Here is a 14,246-nt window from a genome sequence, read left to right as displayed (position 1 = left end):
CGTGGGAGGTCCGGCGTTTTCGCTGAGGGTCTCAGTTGACCCCCGCTCAGGCAGGCACGAGAGCGCCCTCCGGGCCGTCGTCGTCCTCGTCTTCGTCGTCCGGATCGGCCCACATGTGGGCGCCCACCTGCTCCGCCACCGACGTCACCAGCTCGGTGTTGACGTGCATGTACCGCTTCGCCACGGCCGCGTGGGACCAGCCCATCAGCTCCATCACCGCGGGCAGCGGCACCTTGAGCTCAAGCAGCACCGTGGCAGCCGTGTGCCGCGCGTCGTGGAGCCGCGCGTTGCGCACGCCTGCCAAGCGCAGCAACGCCTTCCACGCCCGGTTGTCCGGCGTCGGGTGCGTCGGCCGGCCGATCGGCGTGGCGAACACCCACTCCCCTCCCTCCCACAGGTCCGCCGCCGCCTCGCGCTCCTCCGCCTGCTGGACGCGGTGCGCCTTCGCCAATCTTGCGCCAGACCTGATACTGAAAGTCGTATGGCAAGAAGGCGACAAATATAGGGTGCTTGCCATGATTCTTCAGTTTGACGTTGGGCGCCAATGTGGCGCGCGGAGTGTTTGAGTACCGGATGAGCCGGTAGTTGGCGAGTCCGTGCCGACGCCGTTTCGCTCGTTCCACGGTGCTGATCGTGTGCTGGTCGAAGTGCTCGTCCAGCACCGACGGCGCCGCCCGCGTGAACGCTTCCGCCGCGCAAACCCAATACTTGCTGTGACTATGACGCGGCAATCAACTCCGGCAAGCGGTGATGATCGGCCTGACCTGCGCCGCGGTGATCTCGAGGAGACTTTCCGGCGTCTGTTCGACGAGCACGCTGCGGTCCTACACCGCTATCTGGTCGGGAGGATCGGTGTCGACATTGCCGGTGACCTGCTCAGCGAGACGTTCCTGATCGCATTGCAGCAGCGCGACCGCTACGACGCTGAGCGAGGAAGCGCCCGGTCCTGGCTGTTCGGTATCGCCACGAACCTACTGCGCACGGAGGTCCGCAACGAGGTCGCTGCCCAACGCAGGCAGTTGCGCCTGGCCGCGCACGAGCACAGCAGGCGGGTTGTGCACGGGCATGCCGATCGGGTAGCCGAACGGATCGACGCGCAGACCCGCGTGCAGCACCTGGCCGGGGCGTTGGCGAAACTCTCGCCGAACGATCTGGACGTGCTGCTGCTGACCAGTTGGGCGGAACTGGCGCCGACCGAGATCGGCGAGGCGCTCGGTGTTCCCGCCGGCACCGTGCGCTCCCGCTTGCACCGGATCCGGCGCTTGCTGAAGGCGTCCGCGGCATCCAGCTCCGCGCGCGACGAGGAAGGAGTACAGGCCGATGACTGAGGACAACGTCCACCGCTTGTGGACCGACGAAGAGCTGGACGAAGGGCTGATCTTGATGCTCCCCGGCGAACTCGCCAACCGGCAGCCCCTGGCCGAGGCACGAAACACACTGTTGAACGCAGTGCGCTCACTCGAAGGAAGGGACACCCTGGTGGCCGACACCGACCCAGTGACCGAGCCGACACGAAAGCCAGGGCTCCCCGCCGGACGGCGCTGGTGGCTCAGCGCGGCCGCCGCCGCGGTAGTGGTCGTTGCCGTCGGCACCACCGTGGCGATCACCGGCGGAGACCACGGTGACCCCTCGGCCCAGTCGACGTCGTCGGTGCCGGCGGTGAAATTCGCGTCGGTGCAGCAGGCCCTGGACAAAGCGGCCGACATGATCCATGTCACGGGCGAGGCGCCCATTCCCGCAGGGAAATTCCGGTACACCGAGACCCGCGGCTGGTACCTGGTCGCCAGCAAAGAGCGCCAGTTCGCTTTCCTCGCCGAAGAACTGAGGCAGACCTGGCAGCCGAGCGACTTCGACAGTGAATGGCTGCTCAAGATCAGGCAGACGGGGAACAAGCAGTGGCTGGTGGGCAACGAGCAAACCCCCACCACCGAGGGCCAGAACAAAAACGAAATCCGTCAGTCCGGTGAGTGGCGCGCGCGGGGTGGCCAGTTCCCCGAGAAAGCGTTGATCTTCGCCGGCCGGGGCGCCGGCAAATGGAGCGCACCCACCAAACAGCAGTTGGCCGACTTGCCCCGCGACCCGCAACAGCTCTACGACCTCATGCTCAAAGATCCCTATCTGGCGAACAAGCCCCGCGGCGGAGGTGTGCTGGCAGTCGCGGCCACTCTGCTGAAGACCGGTGTCGTACCCGCCGATCTCAAGGAAGCGGTGTACCGCGCGGTGGCCAAGATCCCCGGGCTGAAGATCACCGCGCAGGTGGCGAACCTCGACGGCCGCAAGGGCGTCGCCCTGGGTGTCACACCCCCGGACGGTACCTATCTCTACGAGATCATCGTCGATTGCGACACCGGCGAGTTCATCGGGGAACGGACGACCCAGTTCACGCCAGGAGGCGACGCGGGGATCGAAGGCATCAAAGCCGACACCGTGACCTCCTACAGTTCGGTCCGCACCGCCATCACCGACCAGGCGGGGACCGTTCCAGCGGGAAACTGACCGGCCCAGGAGGCCGGCCAGAGTGGGCTCGGCACTCGCTCGGGGCGGGTGCCGAGCCCACTTTCCGCTCGGTTGCGAACCGGCATCTGCGAGCCCGCACCTCCGATTAAACAGTCAAAGCTGTCGCAGTTGTCGGCGTACTGAGTTGTTGGCTCAGTCGTGTACGGATGAACGTGCTTGGCGTCCTCGTTCGAACATCGCTTGCGGGACGCCCGGTGAGCCGGACGTGGCGCCGAGCGCAGCGCCCGAGGACACACCGGACGAGGACTACCTCAAACCCGGGGCGCCGAACCTCGTCTTCATCGTCCGGATCGGCCCACATGTGCGCACCGACCTGCTCCGCCACGACGTCACCAGCTCGGTGTTGACGTGCATGTACCGCTTGGCCACGGCCGCGTTGGACCAGCCCATCACCGCGGGCAGCGGCACCCGCACTGCTGGCGGCGCGCCAGTGCGACGGGGACGACCGCCTGCGTGCACACGGGTTGCCGGCCTTGAGTTACCAGGCCGCGGCGTCGGTGCTGACGAAGATCGGCGAGGCTGACCTCGCTTGGATGGCGGCCCGACCTTCTACCTTGCGCATGGCGAAGCCGGTTCTGGCAGAGGGGTGAACCTGCTCGGTCGCCGACCACCGGCCGCCGTCACCGAGCGATACCCGTGCCCCGGCGGGGCCCAACCCAAGGATGCGACGGGGGCGGGAGCTGTGGCGCAAACTCGCTGGTCAGCCGCCCGAAGAGGTGCCCAGGCGAACCGTCATCTGGTTCGGTCTGCGGCCTGTGGATGTCTGTGCGCGGCGGTCCTGCATGAACACGGCGGCGTCCACCCTCGACGCCAGGACCACGGCAAGGCCTGGCGCATCTTCCAGTTGGAATCTACTGTCTATCTGGAAAGTTGTTGCGAACTGGGAGGTACAGGTGACGGAGCCTGAGCGGGCATTGGATCAGGTGGCGCGTCAGCGTCAGGCGATGGCAGCACGGGTCAGGCTGCCGTGGTGGCACCCGATACTGGTGGCTGCATGCTGGGCAACGCTGCTTGTGAGCCCGTTCCCGGAGCGGGACTACCAGCGACTGGAAGTGCCCGTGTTGCCGTACGGCATCATTGCCGGCATCGGTCTCGTCGCCCTTACGGTCATGTGGCACTCCCGGTCCGCTCTGAACCAGGGCCCGGGGTTGCCCACCTATCCGGGGTTGAAGCGGCGCACTCCCTTATTCTTGACCCTGGGCCTCGCCAGCATCGCCATCGAGATCGGACTGTTTCTCCTCGACCATACCTGGGGTGCGGCGCTGTGGCTGGCGTTGGCTGCAGCGGTCACATCGGGCGGTTTGATCGCCGCTTTGATGTATCTGATCAATTCTGAAATTCGTCAAAATATCACGGATGGAACAGTCGGCGATGACTGACGTCGCGGCTAAGCTGGATTCCATTATTCACCCGTTGCCCAGGCTATCTATCTGCGCAACCCTTGCTGCGGGTCCGCAGTGGGTAGATTTCAAAACCGTTGCCACGGCGACCGGATTGAGCGACTCGTCGCTGTCCAAGCACTCCCGGGCTCTTGAGGTTGCTGGCTACATCGAGGTACTCAAAGGTGCCGTGGCGAGGCGTCCGCGTACCTGGTTCCGTCTGACCCCACTGGGTCGAACGCGCTATCACGGACACGTTCGTTCGCTTCAGCAACTCGTTGGCGCATCAGCTGAACATTCATTTGATGAATCAATGGAGGGGGAGGCGTGAACTGGCTGCGCCTACCAAGAGGCGCGAGTGTTCTGCAGCTCCTCGCCTATCAGGGAGTGCAGAACACTCGCACCTTCAATTGGAAAATGATCCCAGTGAGGCCTAAATTATCGAAGACGGTTGTCGCCTATCGGCCCTGCTGCGCAATCACGCACCATAGCACGTGAGAATAGCGTTTGCGTACCAGACTGCAACTCCGACGGCGCATGCAACCGCAATGCCGGCAATTCCGCACACCGCGCTGATCGCAGCCGACACCCAGGCCGGCACGCCAGCGTCGTCGAGGCACTGCACGAAGTCGTCCCACCGGCTCATCGGCTGCATCGCGCCGGTGGGAGTCGCCGCCGACACCGGGGTGGTCGCCGTGGTCACCGAGCCGCTGCTGGTAACGGCGACATGCTGACCGAGGGCGCCGTCCAGCCATGTCGTGACCACACCAGAGGTCGGCCCCGTTTCGGCGAACTGCATTTCGCTGGCGTGAAACACGTCGTCATTGCCAATCTGCGCCACCAGGGCACTCGGGACAACCAAACCCGCACCTTCGATGGGGATCGTCAACGTCGTACCCTGCGGCCCGACAAGAGCCTTCGCTTCGCCAGCCGCCAAACGTGCACCGGTCGGCAGGTGCGTCAGCAGCTGATTGCCGGCAATCCGGTCCTTGACCAGTGTCAGCGCACCACTCTTTGCACTGTCGGACGCGGGCGAGTAGTCCTTGAGGACCTGCCGCGCATTGCCTACGACCTTCAGAAGTTGCTCAGGCTTGGCTGTCGATGTGGCCGAGGCCGCATCGGCGGGAGCAGTCTGAGCGTTGGCCACGGCACCACCCTGAAGACAGACCAGAACCGCTGCGGTCGTCACGGCAATGGTCGAAGCTGCGCGCACAAGCTGATTATTACGCATAGTCGATTACCCTTTCGCAATGAAGCAACATGAATGATCGCCGAAATGCAGATCAGGAATTCGGCGCGCAGAAAGTACCCTTCACGTCGTGCTTGACGCGAACATAAAGATGTCACCCGCAATCTGCCCCCTAAAGCCCTCCCCGCGCAAATAACCTTAATCGGGATGGTCAACGAAGCAAAGCGGCCATCTGCCAAAAAGGTGACGCGGATCACAACGCTAAATCTAGGTCAACCCTTCGCGAACTCTGTGCCGGCTCCGAAATTCGCCGACCGTCGCGGCCGGGGCGATCAAGTTCGCATCGGCTCGGTAGGTCAACCGTGGCATCAGAAAGCGAGATCTATTCATGATTCCGCACGGAAGTCGATTTGATCACTCGAACAGGTTGCCTTCGTGAGGGGCCGAGTTGAGCGTCCCCTTGACTTGAAGGGCTCTTGAAGTGTGACCGTGGTCGGCACCAGCTGATCACCAGGAGCACACCATGAACGTTCTCGTCACCGGGGCCACCGGCCACACCGGACGGCACGTCGTCGCCGGCCTCAAGGCCGCGGGCGTCGACACCAGGGTCCTCGTCCGGGACCCGGCCAACGCCCCGGAAGGCGTCGACGTCGTCCAGGGCGACATCGCCGATCCGGCCAAAGCCGCCGAAGGTGTCGATGCCGTTTACCTCCTCTGGCCCTTCTTCTCCGCCGAGGGCATCGAGAAGGCCGTGGAGCCGTTCAGGGGCAAGAAAATCGTCTACCTCTCCGCCATGTCCGCCGAAGACGGGGGCGTGTGGGGCGACGTCGAAGCCGCCGTCGGGAAGGTCACCGATGACTGGACCTTCCTTCGCGTCACCGGGCTCGCCACCAACGCGCTCGCCTGGGCGCAGCAGGCCGGCACCGGCGTGGTGCGGGCGGCTTACGGGCAGGCGAGACGGTCAGTCGTCCACGAACGCGACGTCGCCGACATGGCCGTCAAGGCCCTCACCGACGACCACGCGAAGCAGATCTACCTCGTCACCGGCCCGGAAGCCGTCGCGCAGGCCGAACAGGTCCGGCTCATCGGCGAAGCGCTCGGAAAGCCCGTCACGTGGGAAGAACAGCCGCCCGAAGAGGCGATAACACAGCTGAGTTCCCACCTGGGTGCGGAATTCGCGGCGAGCGCGGTGAACCACTGGGCGTCACTCGTCGACGACCCGGAACCCGTCTCGCTGGACGTCGCCCGCGTCACCGGGCATCCCGCGCGGCCCTTCGCCGAGTGGGCCCGCGAGCACTTCAGCTGAGTTCGACGACCGGGGCCGTCAACGGCTCCAGCTCGGCCGCCAGCGCGGTCAGCGCCGCGATCTTCTCCTGCACGGCCCGGACCACCGCCGTGCACGTGGTGCTGACCTCGCTCACCACCTCGGCCGAGCGGTCGCCGGCCAGCACCGCCGACACCGAGGCCGTTGCGGCGGAAGCGAGCGCGCACACCTCCGCGGACGCGGCCACCGCCAGCTCGTCCAGCCGGTCGGCGATGCGGACGCCCAGTGCCGCCGTCGAAGCGGCTGCCCGCGCGGCCGCCGCGTACTGACCGTCCACTGTGTCCGCCCACGTGCCGAAAGTCTCGGTGCTGCCCCCGTTTTCGGCGTGCTCGATGCCGGCGCGGAACTCCGCCTGCGCCGAGGTCACCCCGAGCGCGCCGGTGTCGAGCGCCGAGGCGGACGTGCGGATCGAGGCCGGTGCGCAGTCGAGGTGCCGCAGCGCCGCCACCGGGTCCGCGACGCCGAGCCGGCCGGCCGCCGCGCGCAACGCGGACAGCTGCGACGCCGCCGACGCCAGGGCCGGGTGTTCGAAGACCTCAGCGGTCACGGTGCCACCGCTGACCGCCCCCGGAACCCGGTGCGCCGGTTGCTCACTGCGGCCATGCGCAGCCGGCCCGCCAGGTCCGACGTCGCGTCGCCGAGGACACGCGCGTCCGCCTCACGTGCCGCCAGGGCCGTCGCCCAGCGCGCCGCCAGTTCACGGGCCTGCGGCGAGATGCCGAACGGCGTCGAATCGACGCGGGCTTCGGCGAACCTCCCCGCTGCCTTGTCGTCGGCGGCCGCGGCCTGGTCGAGCAGGTCGGCGGCGGCACGCAGCCGGTCCGGCTTCTGCGGGGGGTTCCGGGTCGCAAAGCCGCCGGCCCCGGGGCGAAGCCCCGGGTGGTCACCGATCCGCGAGCCTCTGCCTTCCGGCATGGGGACCTCCGTCATCAAGGGCGCTCACCCGATCGTGGAAGATCTTGCCTCATGCTCCCGAGCCGCCTGCACCGCGGTGACCTGCGGCGTTGAACAGTGTTCCACCAAGTGGACGTCTTGACCGCGCGTCGGGAAGAAAGCGACCATGAACACATGCCCGCCACCTCGGAAACTACGCCGATCCGGGCCTTCGCGCGGTCGATCGGGGAAGGCGTCGCGGCCCTGCTGCTGCGCCGCGGCCGCCTGGGTTCGCCGCCCGCCTGACGCGAACCCGGCGTCCGGATTCCCCGAAAACCCTTGGAGCACAACATGTCCGTAGATCTGCCTGCCCGGATTCAGCTGCGCGGGGCCGTCACGCCCGCGGATGGCATCGTCGAAGGCCCCCGGATTCTCCGGGAACCGCAGCGGAAGCCGTACGAGCTGTTCACCCTCCGCCCGCTCGGCCGGGTGATCGGTGCCGAGGTCGACGGCGTCGACCTCGGCGCGCCGGTGAGCGCTGACCTGCGCGAAGAGCTCAACCACGCCTTGCTCGAGTGGAAGGTGCTCTTCTTCCGCGACCAGCGGATCACCTCGGCGCAGCAGCGCGCGTTCGCCGCGAACTGGGGCGAGCTGGAGACCAACCCGTTCATCCCGCAGGGTGACGACGACGCCGTCACGCGCTTCGAGCGCACGGCGGCCATGCCCGGTTACGAGAACATCTGGCACACCGACGTCACCTGGCGGCCCGCCCCGGCGCTCGGCTCGGTGCTGCGGCTGATCGAGGTGCCGCCGGTCGGCGGCGACACGATGTGGGCCGACATGGCCGCGGCCTACGACAACCTGCCCGGAGACGTCCGCGCCCGCATCGACGGGCTCACCGCGGTGCACGACTACCTCCCCGGCTTCGACCGGTTCTCCGATCCCGCGCTGCTGGCGCGGTGGCAGGACCGCTTCCCGCCGGTGGAACACCCGGTGGTCCGGACGCACCCGGAGACCGGGCGGCGCACCCTGTTCGTCAACCAGGCGTTCACCACGCACATCGTGGGCCTCGACCGGGCCGAGAGCGACCGGCTGCTGCGGTACCTGTTCCTGCAGGCTCACACGCCCGAATTCCAGGTCCGGTTCAGCTGGCGGCCGAACTCGGTCGCGTTCTGGGACAACCGCGCCACGCAGCACTACGCGGTCAACGACTACCACCCGCACGTCCGGATCGCGGAGCGCGTCGCCATCGCGGGCGACCGGCCGTTCTGAGCCTTAGCCTGGGGGCATGACCGATGAACCCCAGGCCGTGGTGACCGGTTTCCTCAAGGCTCTCGAAGACCTCGACATCGACCGGGCGCTGACGTTCGCGGCGAGCGACATCGTGTACCAGAACGTGCCGTTGCCGCCCGCCCGCGGCGTCGCGGCGGTCGAAAAGCAGCTCAGGCTGCTGGCCCGGTTCGGCTCCGGGTTCGAGGCGCGCACGCACCACATCGCCGCGGACGGCAACGTCGTGCTCACCGAACGCACGGACGTCCTGCGCCGCGGCGCGTGGGAAGCGGAGTTCTGGGTGTGCGGCACGTTCGAGGTCGAGGCGGGCCGGATCGTGCTCTGGCGCGACTACTTCGACTGGACGACGGTGCTGGCCGCGAGCGCGAAGGGCGCCGGGCGGGTCGCGCTGGCCGGCGCGCGCACGCTCCTCGAGCGGTACAAGGGGAGGCAGGCGGTGCGCTAGGCGTGTTTCAAAGCGGCGGAGCCGTTTGCTGCGGTGGGCCGTCAGCCGGTTCCGCCACGCGCACCAAGCCACACCTGTCTTTGGCCGGGCGCTGCGCGGACGGTGAGAATCAACCGCCCGCGCCCCTCATCGTTCCGGGTCACTCGGGAGTGCCGGGCATCGCCGACGCGTCGAACGAGAGCAGTTCCCAGCTGTGGCCATCCGGGTCGTCCACAGCACGGTTGTACAGCCAGCCCATGTCCTGAGCAGGGCGCGGCTCGGACCCGCCCGCCTTCACCGCGGCGTCGGCCAGCCGGTCGACGTCCTCCTTCGACTCGGCGGGCAGCGCCAGGATCGACCCGATCGCACCACCGGAGGCGATCGGCCGCGAGGTGAACTGGCCGAACTGCTCGTGCGTCATCACCTGCACGGTCACCACCTCACCGAGGGCGACCTGCGCGGACGTCTCGTCGGTGAACTGCGGGTTGAGCACACCACCCAGCGCCAGGTAGAACGACGTGCTCGCGTCCAGGTCGGTGACCGGCAGGTTGACATAGATCTGCGTGAAAGCCACTGGTGCTCCTCGGTTCTCGTAGCCGGCCCTTCCGGCTGACTTCGAACCTACGGCCGTACCTCGACCTCGGTCTTGTACAGCAGCGACACCATCTCGCCGGGGGTGGGCCGCCGCAGCTGGGTCGCCGTCCGGCCGACGAACCGGGTCAGCGACCGCGCCAGATGTGGCTGGTCGTGATACCCGACCAGATGCACGACCTCGGTCGCGGCCACGCCCTGCCGCAGCAGCATCGTGGCCTGCCGCGCCCGCTCGATCTGGCGGATCACGCCCTGCGTCAGGCCCGTGGCCGCGGCGACCCGGCGCTGCACCGAGCGCGGTGTGACCAGCACAGGCCGCTCCCCGGCGACGACGTCGGTCACCAACGGGTCCCGCACCAGCAACCCCGCCCGGACCAGGCGCTCCACAAACGTCTCCGCGTTCTCGTAGGTAGGGATCTCCCACTCGCTGCCCTGCAGCACGAAGGAGCGCGGCGTCGTGTACGGGCTCGACACGCTGCCGTCCACGAGCCCGCCCACGGGCAGGTTTCGCAGGAAGGCACCGTGCCGGAAGATCACGCCGAAGGTGCTGCCCAGCCCGCCACCCAACGGGACCACGGTGGGCCGGGTCTCGGGACCGCGGACCGACACGGTGGTGACGCCGTCCGACGCCCACACCAGCAGTTCCCAGTTCGAGTTCACGACTGACACCATGCGCTGCGGCGCGAAACTGCCATGCCTGCCATTCGGCGCCACGCGATATACGCCCTCGACATAGGGCGAGTCCGACAATCGGTACTCCAGCCCTGAAATGCCCTCAAACCGGTCGAGCGCCACGTCCGGCATCGTAGCGGGGAGCGACTAGACCCGGTGCTCGCCGCGGTCGTGGTCCCGAAGGTCCACGACCGCGGCTATCCCCAGCACCAGCACGAACACGCAGCTGAGAACAATCAGCCCCCACATGATCGTTCTCCCTCCCCCCGTGTCGTGCCGATCGAGAGCTGTCGGGGAGTGGTCTGTGCCACTTTTCCGGCCGCCCACGCAGACCGTACCGCCGCTTCACGCAGGTTGTTCCGGCCCTTGACCTTCATTTAAGGCAGATGCGCCGGATGGGTGACAGGCCGACGCCCGGTTGTCACAGAACGCGCGCAATTCGTTACGCACCAACAGGTACCGAAGCGATTCCGCCCTGGACGGTCACCGTCGTGGAGCGCAGCGCGGAGACTTCCGCGACGTACCGCAGCACCTTGTCCGCTTCGTCCCCGGCGAGCGGCTCGCATTCGTTGTCCGCGTTCCGCCGCACCGGGATGAGCTCGAGCCGCGGTTCGTCGCCGAACAGGCACCCGGCCAGGAGGCCGTCCGGCCAGCCGGAGACGAGGTTGCCGAGGCTGTAGAGGATGGGACGGCGGCGGTACACCTCGACGGCCTGGATGGTGTGCGGCCCGTGCCCGGCGACCAGGTCGGCGCCGGCGTCGAGCGCGGCGTGCCCGTAGGCGACCTGGTACTCGGCCAGGTCGGGGCCCGGGAGCCCCCAGTGCATCGAGACGACGACGTGGTCGTTGCCGGCCTTCGCGCGCTTCACGTCGGCGACCAGCCGTTCGAGGTGCTCGGGGACCGGTGTCGTCCGGACGAGCGGCGGTCGGCCCGGGATCTCCCCGACGCGGGGATCGGGCTGGTAGGCCGTCGTCGCAAACGCTTGCGCGACGCCCGGCGAGTCCGCTTGCGCGGCTTGGCCGTGGGCGCGAATCGAGGTGTAGGCGAGAAACGCGACCTTTTTGCCGGACCGTTCGAGCACCGCGGGTGCGTGTGCGCTGTCGAGGTTCGCGCCCGCGCCGCAGTGGGCGATCCCGGCCCGGTCGAGCGCGCCGAGGCTCGCCAGCGCGGCGGCCGGCGGCTGGGGGGCGTCGTTGGCGACCGAGACGACGTCGATGCCGGTCGACTTCAGCGCTTCGGCCGTCGCCGCGTCGACGGGTCCTTCGACGTTCACGAACCGGAGGTCGGCCCCTTCGAGCAGCGGGTTCAGCCGGCCGAGTGCGGCCGAGGGGGTGGTGCGGGGGTGGAGGATGACGTCTCCGCCGAGGACGAGCGTGATCACGAAGCCTGCTCTGCCGAATGAGTGACGACGAAAGTAGTTGTTACGAATCGTTGCACCGTTGTCTTCCTCCTCCTCACTTGTTCGGGGGACTATGCCACGACTGTTCAAGCACAAAGGGGACTCAGGGTGACCAAGACCCACAGATCCAAGGCTGCCTTCACGGTGGCCGTCGCGTCGGGCCTGGTGCTCGGCGGCGTGGCCGCACCGGCCGCGCTCGCCGCACCGAGCGCCGACGCGGTCATCGCCGAGGTCTACGGCGGTGGTGGCAACGCCGGCGCGACGCTCACCAGCGACTTCGTCGAGCTCGCCAACCGCGGCGCGGCCGCCGCGAGCCTGGCCGGCTTCAGCGTCCAGTACCTGCCCGGCTCGGCGAGCCCGTCGAGCACGTGGCAGGTGACGCCGCTGGCCGGCAGCGTCGCGCCGGGTGGGCGTTACCTCGTGGCCGAGGGCAAGGGCTCCGGCGGCACCGTCGAGCTGCCCACGCCGGACGCGACCGGCGCGATCGCGATGTCGGCCACCGCCGGCACGGTCGCCCTCGTCTCCGGCACCACCGCGCTGACCTGCAAGACCGCGGCCGACTGCGCCGCCGACGCGCGGATCAAGGACCTCACCGGGTTCGGCGCGGCGACCGTGCGCGAGGGCAACCCGGCCGCGGCGCCGTCGAACACGACGTCCGCCGCGCGCGGCACGGCGCTCGCCGACACCGACGACAACGCCGCCGACTTCACCGTCGGCGCGCCGAGCCCGACCAACACCGCGGGCGAGTCGACCGGCGGGGACCCCGGCCCGGCGCCGGCCCCGGCGAAGATCCACGACATCCAGGGCACCACGCGCATTTCGCCCTTCAAGGACAAGAAGGTCTCCGGCGTCACCGGCGTCGTCACCGCGACCCGGACGTTCGGATCGTCGCGTGGTTTCTGGGTCACCGATCCCCAGCCGGACACCGACCCGCGCACCAGCGAGGGCCTGTTCGTCTTCACCGGCTCGGCGAACCCGGCCGTCGCGGTCGGCGACGCGGTGACCGCGACCGGCACGGTCCGCGAGTTCTACCCGGACGCGCCCGCCACGTCGAACTACCAGTCGCTCACCGAGCTGAGCAGTGCACAGTGGACGGTCGACTCGCACGGGAACGCCCTCCCGGCGCCGACCGTGCTGAACCCGGACACCGTGCCGACGGCCTACGCGCCGGCGCCCGGCGGCAACGTCGAGCCGCTCGCCCTGGAGCCGTCGAAGTACGCGCTGGACTTCTGGGAGGCGCACGAGAGCGAGATCGTCAGCGTCACCGACGCCCGCGTCGTCGGCCCGACGAACACGTTCAACGAGCTGTACGTGACGTCGAAGCCGGACCAGCACAAGTCGGTCCGCGGCGGCAGCGTGTACCTCGGCTACGACCAGCTCAACAGCGGCGTCATGAAGGTTTCGTCGCTGATCCCGTTCGCCGAGCGGCCGTTCCCGAAGCTCAACGTCGGTGACGTGCTGGCCGGCACCACGTCCGGGCCGGTCGAGTACAGCAACTTCGGTGGCTACACGCTGTTCGCCAGCGTGCTGGGGACCGAAAAGGACAACGGGCTCCAGGGCGAGACCACGCGCAAGCAGCGGACCGGCGAGCTCGCCGTCGCGACCTACAACGTCGAGAACCTGGCGCCGGGCGACCCGCAGACGAAGTACGACCGCCTCGGCGAGGCGGTCGTCACGCACCTGGCGACGCCGGACATCGTGAACCTGGAAGAGATCCAGGACAACACGGGGGCGACCGACGACGGCACCGTCGCCGCCGACCAGACGCTGCAGAAGTTCACCGACGCGATCGTGGCCAAGGGCGGTCCGCGCTACCAGTGGCGCGAGATCGACCCGGTGAACGACGCCGACGGCGGCCAGCCGGGCGGCAACATCCGCGTGGCGTTCCTGTTCAACCCGGCTCGCGTATCCTTTGTGGACCGTCCGGGTGGGACCCCGACGACGGCCGTCGGCGTGGTGCGCGAGCACGGCAAGGCGCACCTGACGGCGTCGCCGGGCCGCGTCGACCCCGCGAACGAGGCGTGGACGACCAGCCGCAAGCCCCTGGCGGGCGAGTTCGTCTTCAAGGGCCGCACGGTGTTCGTCATCGCCAACCACTTCAACTCCAAGGGCGGCGACCAGCCGACGCACGGCCGGTTCCAGCCGCCGGCGCGCAGTTCCGAGGTGCAGCGCGCGAAGCAGGCGACGGTGCTGCGCGGGTTCGTCGATTCCTTGCTGGCGGCCGACCGCAACGCGAACATCGTCGTGGCGGGCGACCTGAACGACTACCCGTTCTCGCCGGCGGTCCAGACGCTCACCGCGGGTGGCGTGCTGAAGGACCTGATCGCGTCCGTGCCCGAAGCCGAGCGGTACAGCTACGTGTTCGAGGGTCAGTCCCAGGTGCTGGACCACATCCTGGCGTCGAGGGCGCCGCGCGGGGTGGACTACGACGTCGTCCACATCAACGCGGAGTTCGCCGACCAGGCCAGCGACCACGACCCGCAGGTGATCCGGTTCCGGCCGGGTGCGGGCAACCCGCTCGAGGACGCGCTCTACGACTTCCTCGACTGGCTGGAGCAGGTCTTCGGCAAGTAGTTCCGATGCGGTGA

At 68.3% G+C, this 14,246-nt stretch carries 15 protein-coding genes; 8 read left to right on the top strand and 7 right to left on the bottom strand.

The window, feature by feature from the left end; genetic code table 11:
* Positions 1 to 46: 46 nt before the first annotated feature.
* The gene (locus tag ACFVYA_RS16680) at positions 47 to 451 is read right to left on the bottom strand and encodes a tyrosine-type recombinase/integrase (RefSeq protein WP_387045834.1); all 405 of its coding nucleotides are present in this window, start codon (positions 449 to 451) and stop codon (positions 47 to 49) included.
* A gap of 268 nt (positions 452 to 719) precedes the next feature.
* On the opposite strand from ACFVYA_RS16680, the gene ACFVYA_RS16675 reads away from it, so the two are divergent.
* The 4 genes from ACFVYA_RS16675 to ACFVYA_RS16660 all read left to right on the top strand — a co-directional run bounded on the left by ACFVYA_RS16675 (position 720) and on the right by ACFVYA_RS16660 (position 4,227).
* Entirely contained in the window at positions 720 to 1,328 is a 609-nt protein-coding gene (locus tag ACFVYA_RS16675) for an RNA polymerase sigma factor (protein WP_387045897.1), read from the top strand.
* Positions 1,321 to 2,496: a CU044_5270 family protein gene (locus tag ACFVYA_RS16670; RefSeq protein ID WP_387045832.1), complete on the top strand. Its 1,176-nt coding sequence runs from the start codon at positions 1,321 to 1,323 to the stop codon at positions 2,494 to 2,496. The genes ACFVYA_RS16675 and ACFVYA_RS16670 overlap by 8 nt, the downstream gene beginning before the upstream one ends.
* A 914-nt stretch (positions 2,497 to 3,410) precedes the next feature.
* Positions 3,411 to 3,896 carry a hypothetical protein gene (locus ACFVYA_RS16665; protein WP_387045831.1) on the top strand — a complete coding sequence of 162 codons (486 nt, stop codon included), beginning with the start codon at positions 3,411 to 3,413 and terminating at the stop codon, positions 3,894 to 3,896.
* Positions 3,874 to 4,227 carry a transcriptional regulator gene (locus ACFVYA_RS16660; protein ID WP_387045829.1) on the top strand — a complete coding sequence of 118 codons (354 nt, stop codon included), beginning with the start codon at positions 3,874 to 3,876 and terminating at the stop codon, positions 4,225 to 4,227. Before ACFVYA_RS16665 ends, ACFVYA_RS16660 begins: the two co-directional genes overlap by 23 nt.
* 147 nt (positions 4,228 to 4,374) lie before the next feature.
* Here ACFVYA_RS16660 and ACFVYA_RS16655 read toward each other — a convergent pair whose 3' ends face one another.
* Positions 4,375 to 5,043 (bottom strand): hypothetical protein, encoded by a 669-nt coding sequence (locus ACFVYA_RS16655; RefSeq protein ID WP_387045827.1) that lies wholly within the window; start codon positions 5,041 to 5,043, stop codon positions 4,375 to 4,377.
* Positions 5,044 to 5,608: 565 nt separating this feature from the next.
* Here ACFVYA_RS16655 and ACFVYA_RS16650 point away from each other — a divergent pair.
* On the top strand, positions 5,609 to 6,391 hold the full coding sequence (locus ACFVYA_RS16650) for an SDR family oxidoreductase (RefSeq protein WP_387045825.1): 783 nt from the start codon (positions 5,609 to 5,611) through the stop codon (positions 6,389 to 6,391).
* Here the strand turns inward: ACFVYA_RS16650 and ACFVYA_RS16645 are convergent.
* The gene (locus ACFVYA_RS16645) at positions 6,384 to 6,956 is read right to left on the bottom strand and encodes a hypothetical protein (RefSeq protein ID WP_285987146.1); all 573 of its coding nucleotides are present in this window, start codon (positions 6,954 to 6,956) and stop codon (positions 6,384 to 6,386) included. The genes ACFVYA_RS16650 and ACFVYA_RS16645 overlap by 8 nt on opposite strands.
* A complete protein-coding gene (locus tag ACFVYA_RS16640; protein WP_387045822.1) occupies positions 6,953 to 7,324 on the bottom strand; it encodes a hypothetical protein in 372 nt (123 codons plus the stop codon). The genes ACFVYA_RS16645 and ACFVYA_RS16640 overlap by 4 nt, the downstream gene beginning before the upstream one ends.
* Positions 7,325 to 7,633: 309 nt before the next feature.
* On the opposite strand from ACFVYA_RS16640, the gene ACFVYA_RS16635 reads away from it, so the two are divergent.
* On the top strand, positions 7,634 to 8,554 hold the full coding sequence (locus tag ACFVYA_RS16635) for a TauD/TfdA dioxygenase family protein (protein ID WP_387045820.1): 921 nt from the start codon (positions 7,634 to 7,636) through the stop codon (positions 8,552 to 8,554).
* A 16-nt stretch (positions 8,555 to 8,570) separates the two neighbouring features.
* Entirely contained in the window at positions 8,571 to 9,017 is a 447-nt protein-coding gene (locus ACFVYA_RS16630; RefSeq protein WP_285987143.1) for a limonene-1,2-epoxide hydrolase family protein, read from the top strand.
* A gap of 139 nt (positions 9,018 to 9,156) precedes the next feature.
* Here ACFVYA_RS16630 and ACFVYA_RS16625 read toward each other — a convergent pair whose 3' ends face one another.
* From ACFVYA_RS16625 to ACFVYA_RS16615, 3 genes are all read right to left on the bottom strand, one after another.
* On the bottom strand, positions 9,157 to 9,570 hold the full coding sequence (locus ACFVYA_RS16625) for a VOC family protein (protein ID WP_387045818.1): 414 nt from the start codon (positions 9,568 to 9,570) through the stop codon (positions 9,157 to 9,159).
* A 47-nt stretch (positions 9,571 to 9,617) separates the two neighbouring features.
* On the bottom strand, positions 9,618 to 10,247 hold the full coding sequence (locus tag ACFVYA_RS16620; protein ID WP_387045817.1) for a helix-turn-helix domain-containing protein: 630 nt from the start codon (positions 10,245 to 10,247) through the stop codon (positions 9,618 to 9,620).
* A gap of 454 nt (positions 10,248 to 10,701) precedes the next feature.
* A complete protein-coding gene (locus tag ACFVYA_RS16615; RefSeq protein WP_387045816.1) occupies positions 10,702 to 11,640 on the bottom strand; it encodes a CapA family protein in 939 nt (312 codons plus the stop codon).
* A gap of 126 nt (positions 11,641 to 11,766) precedes the next feature.
* On the opposite strand from ACFVYA_RS16615, the gene ACFVYA_RS16610 reads away from it, so the two are divergent.
* Complete coding sequence (locus ACFVYA_RS16610; RefSeq protein ID WP_387045814.1) at positions 11,767 to 14,232, top strand: endonuclease/exonuclease/phosphatase family protein; 2,466 nt, start codon at positions 11,767 to 11,769, stop codon at positions 14,230 to 14,232.
* Positions 14,233 to 14,246: the final 14 nt, after the last annotated feature.

It is taken from the genome of Amycolatopsis sp. NPDC058278, from assembly GCF_042881395.1.
GTDB lineage: Bacteria > Actinomycetota > Actinomycetes > Mycobacteriales > Pseudonocardiaceae > Amycolatopsis.
The sequence above is the reverse complement of the archived record's forward strand: the minus strand, read 5'-3'. Positions and strand labels throughout refer to the sequence as shown.